This is a genomic window from Pseudomonas sp. Irchel 3E19 (genome assembly GCF_900187585.1).
In the GTDB taxonomy this organism is placed as follows: domain Bacteria; phylum Pseudomonadota; class Gammaproteobacteria; order Pseudomonadales; family Pseudomonadaceae; genus Aquipseudomonas; species Aquipseudomonas baetica.
In genome coordinates, this window is sequence record NZ_FYDT01000001.1 from 94,724 (window position 1) to 110,061 (window position 15,338).

Sequence of the window (15,338 nt, forward strand, 5' to 3'; positions counted from 1 at the left end):
AATTGTTCGAGAGTTCTGTCGATGACCAATCCTGCCCTGATTGATGAACTGAAGACCCTGGTCGAGCCTGGCAAGGTCCTGACCGACGCCGACTCCCTGAACACGTATGGCAAGGATTGGACCAAGCACTTCGCCCCGGCCCCGACGGCCATCGTGTTCCCCAAGACCATCGAACAAGTGCAGGCCATCGTCCGTTGGGCCAACGCGCACAAGGTCGCGCTGGTGCCCTCGGGCGGGCGCACGGGGTTGTCCGCTGCTGCGGTGGCCGCCAATGGCGAAGTGGTCGTGTCGTTCGACTACATGAACCAGATTCTCGACGTGAACCTCACTGACCGTACCGCCGTTTGTCAGCCGGGCGTAGTCACTGAGCATTTGCAGAACGTCGCCGAAGAAAAAGGATTGTACTACCCAGTGGATTTCGCTTCCGCCGGATCGAGTCAGATTGGCGGCAATATCGGCACCAATGCCGGCGGAATCAAGGTGATTCGCTACGGCATGACCCGCAACTGGGTCGCGGGCATGAAAGTCGTCACCGGCAAGGGCGATGTGCTGGAGCTGAACAAGGACCTGATCAAGAACGCCACCGGTTACGACCTGCGGCAATTGTTCATCGGCGCCGAAGGCACCCTCGGTTTTGTCGTCGAAGCGACCATGCGCCTGGATCGCGCGCCGAAAAACCTCACCGCGATGGTCCTCGGTACCGCCGACTTCGACTCGATCATGCCGGTACTGCACGCCTTCCAGGGCAAGCTCGACCTGACCGCGTTCGAATTCTTTTCTGACAAAGCCCTGGCCAAAGTCATGGGCCGTGGCGACGTGCCGGCGCCGTTCGAGACCGACTGCCCGTTCTACGCACTGCTGGAATTCGAAGCGACCACTGAAGAAGTGGCCAACAGCGCGCTGGAAACCTTCGAACACTGCGTCGAGCAGGGCTGGGTGCTGGACGGTGTGATGAGCCAGAGCGAAACCCAGTTGCAGAACCTGTGGAAACTGCGCGAGTACATCTCCGAGACCATCTCGCACTGGACGCCGTACAAAAACGATATCTCGGTGACCGTGTCGAAAGTGCCTGCGTTCCTGAAGGAAATCGACGCGATCGTCGGCGAGCACTATCCCGACTTCGAAATCGTCTGGTTCGGCCACATCGGCGACGGCAATCTGCACCTGAACATCCTCAAGCCGGAAAACCTGAGCAAGGACGAGTTCTTCGCCAAGTGCGCCACCGTCAACAAGTGGGTGTTCGAAACCGTTGAGAAGTACAACGGTTCGATTTCCGCCGAACACGGCGTGGGCATGACCAAGCGCGATTACTTGACCTACAGCCGTTCGCCGGTTGAGATCGAGTACATGAAAGCGGTCAAAGCGGTGTTCGACCCGAACGGCATCATGAACCCGGGCAAGATCTTCGCGGTTTGATCTGTAATTCTTGATGAATCAATGAAGGCAGGAGTCGGTAAATGAGCTATCAGCACCAGTACGTCGACGGCACGCGCATTCACTTCCCGATCGGGAAAGTCGTGTGCATTGGCCGTAATTACGCCGAACACGCCAAGGAACTGGACAATCCGGTGCCTACCGAACCGCTGCTGTTCATCAAACCGGGCAGTTGCGTGGTGCCGCTGGAAGGTGGTTTCAGCATTCCGACCGAGCGCGGCTCGGTGCATTACGAAGCGGAAATTGCCGTGTTGATCGGCAAGCCGCTGTCGACCAAGCCAAGCCGTGAGGAAGTGCTCGACGCGATCTCCGGTTTCGCCCCGGCGCTGGACCTGACCTTGCGCGACAAACAGGCCGAGCTGAAAGCCAAGGGCCTGCCGTGGGAAATCGCCAAGTCGTTCGACGGCGCGGCAGTGCTGGCACCGTTCGTGGTCGGCAGCACCTTCGCTGACCTGACCGACATCGGCATTCGCCTGACCATCAACGGCGAAGTGCGTCAGGACGGTAACAGCAGCGCAATGCTCAACCCGATCGTGCCGATGATCCAGCACATGGCCGGCTGCTTCTCGCTGCAGGCCGGTGACGTGATCCTCACCGGCACGCCAGTGGGCGTCGGCCCGCTGAACGTCGGCGACGACATCGTGCTGGAACTGGTCGGCGCCAGCAGCTTCAACAGCAGCGTGCGCTAACCGCAACACTGCAACACCCTGTGGGAGCGAGCCTGCTCGCGAATGCGTCAGATCTGTCGACATCATCGTTGCCTGACACAATGCTTTCGCGAGCACGTTCGCTCCCACAATGGTTGTGGGTGACCTGAAGATTGGGGACAGCACACGGCAATCGCGCCATTTGCCGTTTTTTTCACATCCTGTCTGGATAATTTCCGCAATTCTGGCGTCTTAGTCCGCCTCTTTATGCTATTACCCATAGCCTGAATTTTCGGAACGCGTCCCTCGATGTCATCTCAAACTCAGCTCAAATCCCCACGCCGCTCACGCTTCGCCATGCGTTGGTATTCCTGGCTGTTGCTGGCGATCGCCGCTGCTTACGGTCTGGCGTACGCCATGCACTGGGACGACCGCGGGGTACTGTGGGTGCTGGAGCGTTTCGAGAGTACGGCTGAGCAGAGCGAAAGCGTGTGGTTGCCGGACTATCGCGTGGTGATCGATGCCAAAGTGCTACCGGGCATGGAAAAAGACGAAGCTTCGGACCTGGCGTACAACCCGCAGACCAAAACCCTGTTTTCGGTGATGGGCAAGAATCCGTTCCTGGTCGAGCTGACCCTGCAAGGCGATGTGTTGCGCAAGATGCCGCTGGTGGGCTGGAGCAATCCGGAAGGCCTGACGGTCATGGAAAACGGCCTGATGGCGATCGTCGATGAGCGTGAACACATGCTGTCGATCGTCAAAGTCGATGCCGATACCCGCGAACTCAATATCACTCATTTCCCTAAATACGACCTCGGCCCGTCGAAAGACCAGAACAAGGCATTCGAAGCCATCGCCTGGGACTCGCGCAATCAGCAACTGTGGCTGGGCGAGGAGCGGCCAGCGGCGCTGTTTACCTGGAAAAGCGACGGCAGCCAGACTCTCAAGGGTGACAAGCAGAAACTGGCCAGCGATGAGCTGGATATCCGCAATCTCTCGGCGTTGGCAATCGATCCGCGCACCGGCCACACGCTGGTGCTGTCTGCCGATTCGCATCTGCTGCTAGAGCTGGACGAGAAAGGCGAGCAAGTCAGCTTCATGACCTTGCTCGGCGGTTTCAATGGCCTGAAGAAAACCATTCCCCGCGCCGAAGGCGTGACCATGGACGAGGCGGGCACGTTGTATATGGTCAGCGAACCGAACCTGTTCTATCGCTTCGAAAAACAGAAATAGCAGCCTTTATCGATTCCAATGTAGGAGCTGCCGAAGGCTGCGATCTCTTGATCTTATGAACAGCAAGATCAAAAGATCGTCCGATCGCGGCCCGAGCCTGCGGCAGCTCCTACAGGGGTTGTCTTGTGGTTTGAGGCTACTGGCCATTAAGCTTCAATTCAGACGGGCGTGATATTTCATCCGCCTGTTTTGATTCCGAGCCTGCCCGAATGCGTCGACTTGCCCGCCCCAAGCCTCTGTTTGTCATCCTCTCAGTGATTGCCTTGATCATGCTGATCGCGATTGGCCAATACATGCGCCTGTTCGAGCGCGCCTGGTTCAACCTGCACGTCCTGTGGCAGCCGTTGAGCAGTGAGGCCATCGACCTGGATCAGTATCGGGTGGCGATTGAAGCGCGAGTCATCGAAGGCTTGAACGACGATGTCTCGGCCTTGACCTACGATCCCCTGCGTAAAAGCCTGTTCACCGTCACCAACAAGAATGCCGAACTGGTCGAGCTGTCGCTGGAAGGCAAGATCCTGCGCCGTATTGCCTTGATTGGTTTCGGTGATCCGGAGGCAGTGGAGTTCATCAGTGCTGACACTTACGTGGTGACTGACGAGCGTCAGCAGCGCCTGATCAAGATCCATCTGGAGAAAGACACCACTTTCCTCGACGCGGCGGACGCCGAGCAAATGACCCTGGGCGTGCACCTGAGCGGCAACAAAGGCTTCGAAGGGTTGGCATATGACTCGGTGGGCAAACGCCTGTTCGTGGCGAAAGAGCGCGATCCGATGCTGATCTACGAAGTGCACGGTTTCCCGCACTTCAACCCGGAAAAGTCCTACGCGGTGCACGTGATCAACAACCCTAAACGTGATGCCGGGATGTTTGTGCGTGACCTGTCGAGCCTGCAATACGACGAGCGCAGCGGGCATTTGCTGGCGCTGTCGGATGAATCGCGGCTGATTCTGGAGCTGGATGTGGACGGGCGCCCGTTGAGCACGATGTCCTTGAGCAAGGGCCGGCAAGGCTTGCAGAAAACCGTGCCGCAGGCGGAAGGCATTGCGATGGATGATGACGGGACGTTGTATCTGGTGAGTGAGCCGAACCTGTTTTACGCCTTCAAAAAGCCTGCGCAACCTTAACCCACACCACAAAACACTGTGGGAGCGAGCCTGCTCGCGAAGGCGTCGTGTCAGCCAATGAAGATGTTGGCTGAACTGGCGCTTTCGCGAGCAGGCTCGCTCCCACAGGTTTATTCGTCTGCCCACAAATATGTGGGTGACTGGGCTTACTCAGCCTTAAGGGTTTTCACGCCTTCGCTGGTACCCAGCAACAGCAGATCCGCCGGACGCGCCGCGAACAAACCGTTGGTGACCACGCCGACAATCGCGTTGATCTGTGCTTCCAGCTCCACCGGGTTGGTGATCTGCATATTGAACACGTCGAGGATGATGTTGCCGTTGTCGGTCAGTACACCTTCGCGGTACACCGGGTCGCCGCCCAGTTTCACCAATTGGCGGGCGACGTGGCTGCGGGCCATCGGGATCACTTCGACCGGCAGCGGAAACTCGCCCAGCACCGGCACCAGTTTGCTCGCGTCGGCGATGCAGATGAAGGTCTTGGCTACGGCCGCGACGATCTTCTCGCGGGTCAGGGCGGCGCCGCCGCCCTTGATCAGGTTCAGGTGCGCGTCGCTTTCGTCGGCGCCGTCGACGTAGAACTCCAGGTCGCTGACGGTGTTCAGCTCATACACCGGAATCCCGTGGCCCTTCAGGCGCGCGGCGGTGGCTTCGGAACTGGCGACCGCGCCATCGAACGCACCCTTGTGCTGCGCCAGCGCATCAATGAAGCAGTTGGCGGTGGAGCCGGTGCCGACCCCGACGATGCTTTTGTCGTCGAGTTTCGGAAGGATGAAGTCGACGGCGGCCTGAGCCACTGCCTGTTTGAGTTGATCCTGGGTCATGCGGGCTCCGGAAGCGGGCAAGGTAAGAACGGAAAGGCCGGCATTATAGCCTCAAGCCGGGCTAAAACCTCTGCAATCGTGTGGTCGTACGGGCAAAAGCCGGGTTAGACTCCTTGGCCCTGCCCAACCCGCTCAGTGATGCTTTCCGATGCTCGAACAGTACGTCAAAAAGATCCTCACCTCGCGCGTTTATGACGTTGCCGTAGAAACCCCGCTGCAGAACGCTCGCCAGCTCTCCGAGCGGCTGGGCAATGACATCTGGCTCAAGCGCGAAGACTTGCAGCCAGTGTTCTCGTTCAAGATTCGCGGCGCCTACAACAAGTTGACCCAACTGACCGAAGAAGAGCGCGCCCGTGGCGTGGTCACCGCGTCGGCGGGCAACCATGCGCAGGGGCTGGCCCTGGCGGCGAAAGTGCTGGGTGTCAAAGCGACTATCGTGATGCCCAAGACCACCCCGGAAATCAAGGTCGAAGGCGTGCGCTCGCGCGGCGGCAAAGTGGTGCTGCACGGTGACTCCTTCCCCGAAGCGCTGGCCTACTCGCTGAAACTGGTCGACGAAAAAGGCTACGTCTACATCCACCCCTACGACGATCCGCACACCATTGCCGGGCAGGGCACCGTGGCGATGGAGATTCTGCGCCAGCACCCGCAGCCGCTGGACGCGATTTTCGTGCCGGTCGGCGGCGGTGGGCTGATCGCCGGCATCGCTGCATACGTTAAGTACTTGCGTCCGGACATCAAAGTCATCGGCGTCGAGCCCGACGACTCCAACTGCCTGCAAGCCGCCATGGCCGCGGGTGAGCGCGTGGTGCTGCCGACCGTAGGCATCTTCGCCGACGGTGTGGCGGTGGCGCAGATCGGCCAGCACACCTTCGATATCTGCAAAGACTACGTCGATGAAGTGATCACCGTCAGTACCGACGAGATCTGCGCGGCAATCAAGGATATCTACGATGATACCCGCTCGATCACCGAGCCTGCCGGGGCCCTGGGCGTGGCCGGGATCAAGAAGTACGTTGAATTGCGCGGCGTCAGCGGCCAGACCTTCGTCGCCATCGATTCAGGCGCCAACGTCAACTTCGACCGCCTGCGCCACGTCGCCGAGCGCGCCGAGCTGGGCGAAGGCCGCGAAGCGATCATCGCCGTGACCATCCCCGAGAAGGCCGGCAGCTTCAAGGCGTTCTGCGAAGCCATCGGCAAACGCCAGATCACTGAATTCAACTATCGCTATAACACCGGTAGCGAAGCGCACATCTTCGTCGGTGTGCAGACCCACCCGGAAAACGACCCGCGCAGCGCATTGCTGGCGAGCCTGACCGAGCAGGGTTTCCCGGTGCTCGACCTGACCGACAACGAACTGGCCAAGCTGCACATCCGCCACATGGTCGGCGGGCGTGCCGCGCAGGTGGTCGATGAAGTGGTGCTGCGCTTCGAGTTCCCTGAGCGGCCTGGGGCGTTGTTCAACTTCCTCAACAAACTCGGCGGGCGCTGGAATATCTCGATGTTCCACTACCGCAACCACGGCGCGGCCGATGGCCGAGTGGTCGCGGGCCTGCAAGTGCCACACGACGAACGCCATCTGGTACCGGCGGCGCTGGCGGAAATCGGCTACCCGTACTGGGACGAAAGCGACAACCCGGCCTATAAGCTGTTTCTTGGCTGAGCGGCTACGCTGATGGGCATGGCCCAAGGATGAGAAATACATGGAAACCCTGACCACCCTGACAATCCTTCACGTCGCGGCGACCGTGGTGATAATCGCGAGCGGGCTGGGGCTTGCCGCCCTGACTTGGCGTAATCGCAGCGAAGGGCCGGCCAGCACGATGCAGCGTCCGTGGCTGTTTATCTGGTGTTTGATGCTGATCGGCATGTTTAGCATGCCCTTCACCGGCTGGTGGCTGGTGCACCTGGTGGGCTGGCCGTTGGGTCAGTTCTGGATTCTGGGCTCCAGCGTGATCTATACCGTGGCCACGTTCAGTGCGGTCTGGCTACTTGTTCGGCTGAATCGGCTGTGGACGACAGGGGTTGGCAACCGGAAATTCAATTTGGCACTGGCGATTGTCAGCGGTGTCGGATTTTTCGCCATTGCGGCGTTGATGGGGGCCAAGCCGGTGTAGGGCTTGAGACCGAGTCGGCCCTATTCGCGAGCAAGCCCGCTCCCACAGGGGATTTGTGAACGACACAGATCCAATGTGGGAGCGGGCTTGCTCGCGAAGGCGTAATCAGTCGCGCAACGAAATCACCGGCCAGCCACGCTTCTGGGCTTCAGCGCGCAGATTCGGATCCGGATCCACCGCCACCGGGTTCGCCACCTGCTCCAACAGCGGCAAATCATTCATCGAGTCGCTATAGAAGTAGCTGTCTTCCAGCGAATACCCGGTCTCTTCCAGCCAGCGGTTCAGGCGCGTTACCTTGCCTTCGCGAAAGCACGGAATGTCAGTGCTGCGCCCGGTGTAACGGCCATCGACCATCTCGCATTCGGTGGCGATCAGGGTTTCAACGCCCAGACGCACGGCAATCGGCGCGGTAACGAAACGGTTGGTCGCGGTGATGATCACCAGCTTGTCGCCGGCGTCGCGGTGCTTTTTCAGCAGCTCCAGCGCTTTGGGCAGCACGATCGGCTCGATGCAGTCGCGCATGTAATCGCTGTGCCATTGATCGAGCACGGCCATTTCGGTGCGCCCGAGGATCTCCAGGCAGAAATTCAGGTAGGCGGCGTTATCCAGTTTGCCGGCCAGGTAATCCTGATAGAACTCGTCATTGCGCGCCTTGTATGTGATCGGGTCGAGGAAGCCGCGTTCACACAGATAGTCGCCCCAGGCGTGATCGCTGTCGCCGCCCAGAAGGGTGTTGTCCAAATCGAAGAGTGCCAGGCGCATTGCAGTTACCCGCTGATAAGTCAGTAAAAAGGCGACAAGAATACGGTCTTTTCACAAGAGTGCACATAAGGTAGGAAGCTTCGTTGCCGCCTTATCAAGCTTTGTGGAACAATGCGGCGACATGCGTTTGCGAGGTTGTTGCCGTGATCGACCCCGATGGTTTCCGTCCCAATGTCGGGATCATTCTGACGAATGACGCCGGCCAGGTGCTATGGGCTCGCCGTATCAATCAAGATGCCTGGCAGTTTCCACAGGGGGGAATCAACCCTGAAGAGACGCCGGAGGACGCCTTGTACCGCGAGCTGAACGAAGAAGTTGGCCTGGAACGTGAAGATGTTGAAATACTCGCCTGTACTCGGGGCTGGTTGCGCTATCGTTTGCCGCAACGTCTGGTGCGTACCCACAGCCAACCGCTGTGCATCGGCCAGAAACAGAAATGGTTTCTCCTGCGCCTGATCTCCAACGAGCAGCGGGTGCGGATGGATTTGACCGGTAAACCGGAATTCGATGGCTGGCGCTGGGTCAGCTATTGGTATCCGTTGGGCCAGGTGGTGACATTCAAGCGCGAGGTGTATCGCCGCGCCCTCAAAGAGCTTGCCCCGCGCCTTTTAGCGCGCGACTGACGACGGAGTTCGACCCCGAGCCATGCTCAATACGCTGCGCAAGATCGTCCAGGAAGTTAACTCCGCCAAGGATCTCAAGGCGGCGTTGGGGATTATTGTGTTGCGCGTCAAAGAGGCCATGGGCAGCCAGGTCTGCTCGGTCTACCTGCTTGATCCCGAGACCAACCGCTTCGTCCTGATGGCCACCGAGGGCTTGAACAAGCGCTCGATCGGCAAGGTCAGCATGGCACCCAACGAAGGTCTGGTCGGTCTGGTCGGCACGCGTGAAGAACCCCTGAACCTCGAAAACGCCGCGGATCACCCGCGCTACCGCTACTTCGCCGAGACCGGCGAGGAGCGCTACGCCTCGTTCCTCGGTGCTCCGATCATTCACCACCGCCGCGTCGTCGGCGTGTTGGTCATCCAGCAAAAAGAACGCCGCCAGTTCGATGAAGGTGAAGAAGCCTTCCTCGTAACCATGAGCGCGCAGCTCGCTGGCGTTATCGCTCATGCCGAGGCCACCGGTTCGATCCGTGGCCTGGGCCGTCAGGGCAAAGGCATTCAGGAAGCCAAGTTCGTTGGCGTGCCGGGCTCGCCGGGTGCGGCAGTCGGTACCGCGGTGGTCATGCTGCCGCCCGCCGATCTGGACGTGGTGCCGGATAAAACCATCACCGACATCGACGCTGAACTGGCGCTGTTCAAGACCGCTATCGAAGGCGTACGCGCCGACATGCGTGCGTTGTCGGCCAAACTGGCGACCCAGTTGCGCCCGGAAGAGCGCGCGCTGTTCGACGTCTACCTGATGATGCTCGACGATGCCTCGCTGGGCAGCGAAATCACCACGGTGATCAAGACCGGCCAGTGGGCCCAGGGCGCGCTGCGTCAGGTGGTCACGGAACACGTCAACCGTTTCGAACTGATGGACGACGCCTACCTGCGGGAGCGTGCCTCGGACGTCAAAGACCTCGGTCGCCGCCTGCTCGCCTATTTGCAGGAAGAGCGCCAGCAGAACCTGGTCTACCCGGAAAAAACCATTCTGGTCAGCGAAGAACTGACGCCGGCGATGCTCGGCGAGGTGCCGGAAGGCACGCTGGTCGGTCTGGTGTCGGTACTCGGTTCGGGTAACTCCCACGTGGCGATCCTCGCCCGGGCCATGGGCATTCCGACGGTCATGGGTCTGGTCGACCTGCCGTACGCCAAGGTCGACGGCATCGAAATGATCGTCGACGGCACCCGCGGCGAGGTCTACACCAACCCGAGCGAAGTGCTGCGCAAGCAGTTCGCCGAAGTCGTCGAAGAAGAGAAACAACTGGCGCTGGGCCTCGACACCCTGCGCGACCTGCCGTGCGTGACCCTCGATGGTCACCGCATGCCGCTGTGGGTCAACACCGGCCTGCTGGCAGACGTGGCGCGGGCGCAGAAGCGCGGCGCTGAAGGCGTCGGCCTGTACCGCACCGAAGTGCCGTTCATGATCAACCAGCGTTTCCCGAGCGAGAAGGAACAGCTGGCGATCTACCGCGAACAGCTCGCCGCGTTCCATCCGCAACCGGTGACCATGCGCAGCCTCGACATCGGCGGTGACAAGTCGCTGTCGTACTTCCCGATCAAGGAAGACAACCCGTTCCTCGGCTGGCGCGGCATTCGCGTCACCCTCGACCACCCGGAAATCTTCCTGGTGCAGACCCGCGCGATGCTCAAGGCCAGTGAAGGCCTGAACAACCTGCGGATTCTGCTGCCGATGATCTCCGGTACCCACGAACTCGAAGAAGCCCTGCACCTGATCCACCGCGCCTGGGGCGAAGTGCGCGACGAAGGCACCGACGTGCCGATGCCGCCGATCGGCGTGATGATCGAGATTCCGGCAGCGGTGTATCAGACCAAGGAACTGGCGCGGCAGGTGGACTTCCTGTCGGTCGGCTCCAACGACCTGACGCAATACTTGCTGGCGGTTGACCGCAACAACCCGCGCGTCGCCGATCTCTACGACTACCTGCACCCGGCGGTGCTGCAAGCCCTGCAAAACGTGGTGCGCGACGCCCATGCCGAAGGCAAGCCGGTGAGTATCTGCGGCGAGATGGCTGGTGATCCGGCAGCGGCCGTGCTGTTGATGGCGATGGGCTTCGACAGCCTGTCGATGAACGCCACCAACTTGCCGAAGGTCAAGTGGATGTTGCGTCAGGTGAACCTGAGCAAGGCCAAGGAATTGCTGGCCGAGCTGATGACCATCGACAACCCGCAAGTTATCCACAGCTCGCTGCAATTGGCGCTGAAGAACCTTGGGTTGTCGAAGATCAACCCGCCGGCGGTCAACAAAGCCCTCTAAAAGGCTGCTGGCCTTTCGCGAGCAAGCCCGCTCCCACAGGGGAATTGTGTCGATCACAGATCCAATGTGGGAGCGGGCTTGCTCGCGAAGGCGTCAGTCCAGCCACCGTTAAACCAGAATCTCCACCTCACCCAAATGCCCGCCATACGGCCCAAACCTCCGCTCCACCATCCGCCGCGTCCCGTCCGCCTGCACAATCAGCGCCGTACTCGCCCGCGTCCCGTAACTCTGGCTGGCAATAAACACACTCGACAGCAATGACTCAGTCGCCAGCCCGACGCCGGTATCCGGCAACTCGGCAAACGGCGCCGTCTGCGCATCACTCAATACGTCCAGTAACCGCGCAGGCGTCGGATCCTCCAGCACCGCGCTCAACGCCGCCTTGGCCTTGAGCAACTTCGGCCACGGCGTATCCAGCCCGGCATTGGATAACCCATAGACCCCGGGCTCCAGAATCACCGCCTCAGACATCCGCGCATTGAAATGCCAGAGTTCATGGCTGTTGCCGAGCAGTAGATTGAACCCGGCATACTCCGGCGAGCGACCGACCACATCGCTCAAATAGTCATCAATCGACAGATCACCGGTGAGAAATCGCGCCACCAACTCGCCCCGCGACTTGCGCGCTGGCGGCTGATGCGGATCACGGATGTTGGTCAGCGCAGCAAAACGCCCATTGGCGCCGATCCCAAGCCAAGTCCCGCCGGCCTCAAGATCACGTCCGGCATGCACGTGCGGCGCCTCTGGCCATTGCGCCAGCGGCAGGCTGGGTCGGGCGTAAAACTCGTCACGGTTAGCCGCGACGATCAACGGCTGGGCATGGCCCGGGCGCCAGGCAAAAACAATCAGGCACATAAGGTGGTCCTTGTGTGTTTTTTGCTCACTCTACGCATCCGGCGTCCGTGCATCCATCGCCAGTGGAGCACAAGGCTATGCATCCGTTACCATGCCGCTCCGGTTTTGGGATGCGTCTGGGAGAAGGACATGGAATTTCTGCTCTATCTGGCGCTGGGCGCCTGTGCGGGCGTGTTGGCCGGGCTGTTCGGCGTCGGTGGTGGGATCATCATTGTCCCGGTGCTGGTGTTCAGTTTCACTTTGCAGGGCTTTGACCAGTCGATTCTGACCCACCTGGCGGTCGGCACGTCGCTGGCGACGATCATCTTCACTTCGGTCAACGCGGTGCGTGAGCATCACCGTCGCGGCGCGGTGCGCTGGCCGATCTTCATGTGGATGACCGTGGGCATTTTGCTTGGCGCCGGTTTTGGTGCGTTGACAGCCGAAGCGATTTCCGGGCCCAACCTGCAAAAAATCATTGGTGTGTTCGCCTTGGTGATCGCCGTGCAGTTGGCGCTGGACGTCAAACCCAAGGCCAGCCGAACCGTGCCGGGTAAACTCGGTCTGACCGTGGCCGGCAGTGTGATTGGCTGGGCGTCGGCGATTTTCGGCATTGGCGGCGGCTCGCTGACCGTGCCGTTCCTGACCTGGCGCAGCGTGCCGATGCAGCAGGCCGTGGCGACATCTTCGGCCTGTGGTCTGCCGATTGCCCTGGCCAGTGCATCAAGTTTCATGATTCTGGGCTGGCACGATCCGTTGCTGCCGGCCCATAGTCTCGGTTTTGTTTATTTGCCGGCGCTGTTGGGCATTGCCCTGACCAGCATGGTGTTCGCCCGTCTCGGCGCGCGTTTGGCGCACAGGTTGTCGCCGCGCTTGCTGAAACGGCTATTCGCCGCTTTGCTGTTCTGCGTGGGTTTAAGCTTTCTGCTTTGATCGCGTCGCAATCCTGGCTTAATCCTGAGGTGGCAGCGTCGCCCGGGAATTCTGCTTTCAACTCTAACGAGGAGTCGCAATGCTGCCTTACCCGCAGATCGACCCGGTGGCCCTGGCCATCGGTCCGCTGAAAATCCATTGGTACGGTCTGATGTACCTCGTCGGCATTGGCGGTGCGTGGCTGCTGGCGTCGCGCCGGCTCAACCGTTTCGACCCGACCTGGTCCAAGGAGAAGCTCTCCGATCTGATCTTCTGGCTGTCGATGGGCGTGATTGTCGGCGGACGTCTGGGCTATGTGCTGTTCTACGACCTGAGCGCTTACCTGGCCAACCCGACGCTGATTTTCGAAGTGTGGAAGGGCGGCATGTCGTTCCACGGCGGTTTCATCGGCGTCATGCTGGCGGCCTTGTGGTTCGGCAAGCGCAATGGCAAGTCGTTCTTCCAGTTGATGGACTTCGTCGCGCCGATGGTGCCGATCGGTCTGGGCGCCGGGCGTATCGGCAACTTCATCAACGCCGAACTGTGGGGCAAGGCGACCGACGTGCCGTGGGCCATGGTCTTCCCGCCGTTCAGCGACCCGGCGCAACTGCCGCGTCACCCCTCGCAGCTGTATCAGTTCGCGCTCGAAGGCGTGGCGCTGTTCCTGATCCTGTGGATTTTCTCGCGCAAGCCGCGCCCGACCATGGCCGTTTCCGGCATGTTCGCGCTGTTCTACGGCATCTTCCGATTCATCGTCGAGTTCGTCCGCGTCCCGGATGCGCAACTGGGCTATCTGGCCTGGAACTGGCTGACCATGGGCCAGGTACTCTGCGTACCGATGATTGTCGGCGGGCTGTTCCTGATCTGGCTGGCCTATCGTCGCGCGCCGGCGGCACCGCTCGCTCCGACGGCTTAAACTACGAACACCGGCGCGCGACGCCGGGGCTCTAAGGATACAGGTAACTCATGAAGCAATATCTCGAACTGGTCTCGCACGTTATCCAGAACGGCACCAAACAGGCCAACCGCACCGGCATCAACACCATCAGTTTCCCGGGGGCGATGCTGCGTTTCGATCTGCAGGAAGGTTTCCCGGCGATCACCACGCGCAAAATGGCCTTCAAATCGGCCATCGGCGAGATGTGCGGCTTTCTGCGTGGCGTGAACAATGCCGCGCAATTCCGTGAGCTGGGCTGCAAGGTCTGGGACCAGAACGCCAACGAAAACGCCCAGTGGCTGGCCAACCCGTTCCGTCAGGGCGACGACGACCTCGGCGAAATCTACGGCGTGCAATGGCGCAAGTGGCCGGCGTACAAACAGATCCCGCTGAGCAACACAGCGGCCATCGAACAAACGTTGAGCAATGGCTACAAGCAGATCGCTCAAGGCGAGGAAGACGGCCAGGCCTACGTGGTGCTGTACAAAGCCATCGATCAGGTGCGCCAGTGTGTCGACACGATCATCAAGGATCCGGGCAGCCGGCGCATTCTGTTCCACGGCTGGAACGTTGCTCAGCTCGATGAAATGGCCCTGCCGCCGTGCCACCTGCTGTACCAGTTCCACCCGAATGTCGAGACCAAAGAGATTTCTCTGACCCTCTACATCCGCTCCAACGACCTGGGTCTGGGCACGCCGTTCAACCTCACCGAAGGCGCCGCGCTGCTGAGCCTGATCGGTCGCCTGACCGGTTACACGCCGCGCTGGTTCACCTATTTCATCGGTGACGCCCACGTCTACGAAAACCATCTGGACATGCTCAACGAACAGCTCAAGCGCGAGCCGTTCGCGATGCCGAAGCTGAAAATCTCCGATCGCGTGCCGGAGTTTGCCAAGACGGGCGTGTATCAGCCGGAGTGGCTGGAACTGGTCGAGCCGAGCGATTTTTCGCTGGAAGGCTACGAGCACCACGCGCCAATGACTGCGCCAATGGCGGTCTAAGCCGTTGCATAAACCCCCTGTGGGAGCGAGCCTGCTCGCGAAGAGGGCGTGTCAGTCGTAGAGATGTCGACTGATACGCCGCTTTCGCGAGCAAGCCCGCTCCCACATTGGTTATCGGGTGTTCTTAATGGCCGTGGCTACGGCCCACATGGGAGTGCTCAACCTCCGTCGCCACAACCCCGCCACTCACTTCCAGCCGCTGCAAGATCCCGCATTGATCCGCTCCCGGCCCTTCGCCACAGCGTTGGCGCAGGTCGAGCAACTGTGTCTGCAACGCCAATAGCCCATCAATCCGCGCCTTCACATGCTGGATGTGCTCGTCGATCAGCGTGTTCACGCTTTCACACTGATCCTGCGGGCTGTCACGCATGGCCAGCAGGCTGCGGATTTCTTCGAGGGTCATGTCGAGGGTGCGGCAGTTGCGGATGAAGGTCAGGCGTTCGGCGTGAGCCTGGGTGTAGACGCGGTAGTTGCCGTCGCTGCGGGCCGGCTCCGGCAGCAGGTTTTCGCGTTCGTAGTAGCGGATGGTTTCCACGGCGCAGTCGGTGAGTTTGGCCAGTTCTCCGATCTTCATCTCGGCATTCTCCA

General features: G+C 60.4%; 15 protein-coding genes. 11 read left to right on the plus strand and 4 right to left on the minus strand.

What is annotated here, in order from left to right; translation table 11 throughout:
* Positions 1-21: 21 nt before the first annotated feature.
* The 4 genes from CKW18_RS00455 (at position 22) to CKW18_RS00470 (ending at position 4,441) form a co-directional block, all read left to right on the plus strand.
* Positions 22-1,416 carry an FAD-binding oxidoreductase gene (locus CKW18_RS00455; protein WP_095186938.1) on the plus strand — a complete coding sequence of 465 codons (1,395 nt, stop codon included), beginning with the start codon at positions 22-24 and terminating at the stop codon, positions 1,414-1,416.
* Positions 1,417-1,457: 41 nt separating this feature from the next.
* Positions 1,458-2,123, plus strand: coding sequence for a fumarylacetoacetate hydrolase family protein (locus CKW18_RS00460; protein WP_095186939.1), 666 nt, complete (start codon positions 1,458-1,460; stop codon positions 2,121-2,123).
* 267 nt (positions 2,124-2,390) lie between these two features.
* On the plus strand, positions 2,391-3,314 hold the full coding sequence (locus tag CKW18_RS00465; RefSeq protein WP_095186940.1) for an SdiA-regulated domain-containing protein: 924 nt from the start codon (positions 2,391-2,393) through the stop codon (positions 3,312-3,314).
* Between the two features lie 209 nt (positions 3,315-3,523).
* Entirely contained in the window at positions 3,524-4,441 is a 918-nt protein-coding gene (locus CKW18_RS00470; protein WP_095186941.1) for an SdiA-regulated domain-containing protein, read from the plus strand.
* A gap of 146 nt (positions 4,442-4,587) precedes the next feature.
* Here CKW18_RS00470 and rpiA read toward each other — a convergent pair whose 3' ends face one another.
* Positions 4,588-5,262, minus strand: a complete 675-nt coding sequence (gene rpiA, locus CKW18_RS00475) for a ribose-5-phosphate isomerase RpiA (protein WP_095186942.1) — start codon at positions 5,260-5,262, stop codon at positions 4,588-4,590.
* A gap of 148 nt (positions 5,263-5,410) precedes the next feature.
* Here rpiA and ilvA point away from each other — a divergent pair, with 148 nt between their 5' ends.
* Together ilvA and CKW18_RS00485 are read left to right on the plus strand one after the other, a co-directional pair.
* A complete protein-coding gene (gene ilvA / locus CKW18_RS00480) occupies positions 5,411-6,925 on the plus strand; it encodes a threonine ammonia-lyase, biosynthetic (RefSeq protein WP_095186943.1) in 1,515 nt (504 codons plus the stop codon).
* Positions 6,926-6,965: 40 nt separating this feature from the next.
* Positions 6,966-7,379, plus strand: a complete 414-nt coding sequence (locus CKW18_RS00485; RefSeq protein WP_095186944.1) for a DUF2269 family protein — start codon at positions 6,966-6,968, stop codon at positions 7,377-7,379.
* 105 nt (positions 7,380-7,484) lie between these two features.
* Here CKW18_RS00485 and CKW18_RS00490 read toward each other — a convergent pair whose 3' ends face one another.
* Positions 7,485-8,141 (minus strand): HAD family phosphatase, encoded by a 657-nt coding sequence (locus CKW18_RS00490; RefSeq protein WP_095186945.1) that lies wholly within the window; start codon positions 8,139-8,141, stop codon positions 7,485-7,487.
* Between the two features lie 143 nt (positions 8,142-8,284).
* On the opposite strand from CKW18_RS00490, the gene CKW18_RS00495 reads away from it, so the two are divergent.
* Positions 8,285-8,764 carry an RNA pyrophosphohydrolase gene (locus CKW18_RS00495; protein WP_003229203.1) on the plus strand — a complete coding sequence of 160 codons (480 nt, stop codon included), beginning with the start codon at positions 8,285-8,287 and terminating at the stop codon, positions 8,762-8,764.
* A 22-nt stretch (positions 8,765-8,786) separates the two neighbouring features.
* The gene (gene ptsP, locus CKW18_RS00500) at positions 8,787-11,066 is read left to right on the plus strand and encodes a phosphoenolpyruvate--protein phosphotransferase (protein ID WP_095186946.1); all 2,280 of its coding nucleotides are present in this window, start codon (positions 8,787-8,789) and stop codon (positions 11,064-11,066) included.
* A 108-nt stretch (positions 11,067-11,174) separates the two neighbouring features.
* Here the strand turns inward: ptsP and CKW18_RS00505 are convergent, their stop codons facing one another.
* Complete coding sequence (locus CKW18_RS00505; protein ID WP_095186947.1) at positions 11,175-11,921, minus strand: NRDE family protein; 747 nt, start codon at positions 11,919-11,921, stop codon at positions 11,175-11,177.
* A gap of 129 nt (positions 11,922-12,050) precedes the next feature.
* Here CKW18_RS00505 and CKW18_RS00510 point away from each other — a divergent pair, with 129 nt between their 5' ends.
* From CKW18_RS00510 to CKW18_RS00520, 3 genes are all read left to right on the plus strand, one after another.
* The gene (locus tag CKW18_RS00510) at positions 12,051-12,833 is read left to right on the plus strand and encodes a sulfite exporter TauE/SafE family protein (protein ID WP_095186948.1); all 783 of its coding nucleotides are present in this window, start codon (positions 12,051-12,053) and stop codon (positions 12,831-12,833) included.
* Positions 12,834-12,912: 79 nt separating this feature from the next.
* A complete protein-coding gene (gene lgt / locus CKW18_RS00515; RefSeq protein WP_095186949.1) occupies positions 12,913-13,728 on the plus strand; it encodes a prolipoprotein diacylglyceryl transferase in 816 nt (271 codons plus the stop codon).
* Between the two features lie 50 nt (positions 13,729-13,778).
* Complete coding sequence (locus CKW18_RS00520; RefSeq protein WP_095186950.1) at positions 13,779-14,750, plus strand: thymidylate synthase; 972 nt, start codon at positions 13,779-13,781, stop codon at positions 14,748-14,750.
* Positions 14,751-14,874: 124 nt separating this feature from the next.
* On the opposite strand, the gene cadR is transcribed toward CKW18_RS00520, so the two are convergent.
* Positions 14,875-15,324 carry a Cd(II)/Pb(II)-responsive transcriptional regulator gene (gene cadR, locus CKW18_RS00525; RefSeq protein ID WP_008088440.1) on the minus strand — a complete coding sequence of 150 codons (450 nt, stop codon included), beginning with the start codon at positions 15,322-15,324 and terminating at the stop codon, positions 14,875-14,877.
* Between the last annotated feature and the right edge of the window lie 14 nt (positions 15,325-15,338).

Bases quoted from the DNA above. Each gene is read 5' to 3' on its own strand.
- CKW18_RS00455 (WP_095186938.1), top strand. From the start codon at position 22: ATGACCAATCCTGCCCTGATTGATGAACTGAAGACCCTGGTCGAGCCT.
- CKW18_RS00460 (WP_095186939.1), top strand. From the start codon at position 1,458: ATGAGCTATCAGCACCAGTACGTCGACGGCACGCGCATTCACTTCCCG.
- CKW18_RS00465 (WP_095186940.1), top strand. From the start codon at position 2,391: ATGTCATCTCAAACTCAGCTCAAATCCCCACGCCGCTCACGCTTCGCC.
- CKW18_RS00470 (WP_095186941.1), top strand. From the start codon at position 3,524: ATGCGTCGACTTGCCCGCCCCAAGCCTCTGTTTGTCATCCTCTCAGTG.
- rpiA (WP_095186942.1), bottom strand. From the start codon at position 5,262: ATGACCCAGGATCAACTCAAACAGGCAGTGGCTCAGGCCGCCGTCGAC.
- ilvA (WP_095186943.1), top strand. From the start codon at position 5,411: ATGCTCGAACAGTACGTCAAAAAGATCCTCACCTCGCGCGTTTATGAC.
- CKW18_RS00485 (WP_095186944.1), top strand. From the start codon at position 6,966: ATGGAAACCCTGACCACCCTGACAATCCTTCACGTCGCGGCGACCGTG.
- CKW18_RS00490 (WP_095186945.1), bottom strand. From the start codon at position 8,141: ATGCGCCTGGCACTCTTCGATTTGGACAACACCCTTCTGGGCGGCGAC.
- ptsP (WP_095186946.1), top strand. From the start codon at position 8,787: ATGCTCAATACGCTGCGCAAGATCGTCCAGGAAGTTAACTCCGCCAAG.
- CKW18_RS00505 (WP_095186947.1), bottom strand. From the start codon at position 11,921: ATGTGCCTGATTGTTTTTGCCTGGCGCCCGGGCCATGCCCAGCCGTTG.
- CKW18_RS00510 (WP_095186948.1), top strand. From the start codon at position 12,051: ATGGAATTTCTGCTCTATCTGGCGCTGGGCGCCTGTGCGGGCGTGTTG.
- lgt (WP_095186949.1), top strand. From the start codon at position 12,913: ATGCTGCCTTACCCGCAGATCGACCCGGTGGCCCTGGCCATCGGTCCG.
- CKW18_RS00520 (WP_095186950.1), top strand. From the start codon at position 13,779: ATGAAGCAATATCTCGAACTGGTCTCGCACGTTATCCAGAACGGCACC.
- cadR (WP_008088440.1), bottom strand. From the start codon at position 15,324: ATGAAGATCGGAGAACTGGCCAAACTCACCGACTGCGCCGTGGAAACC.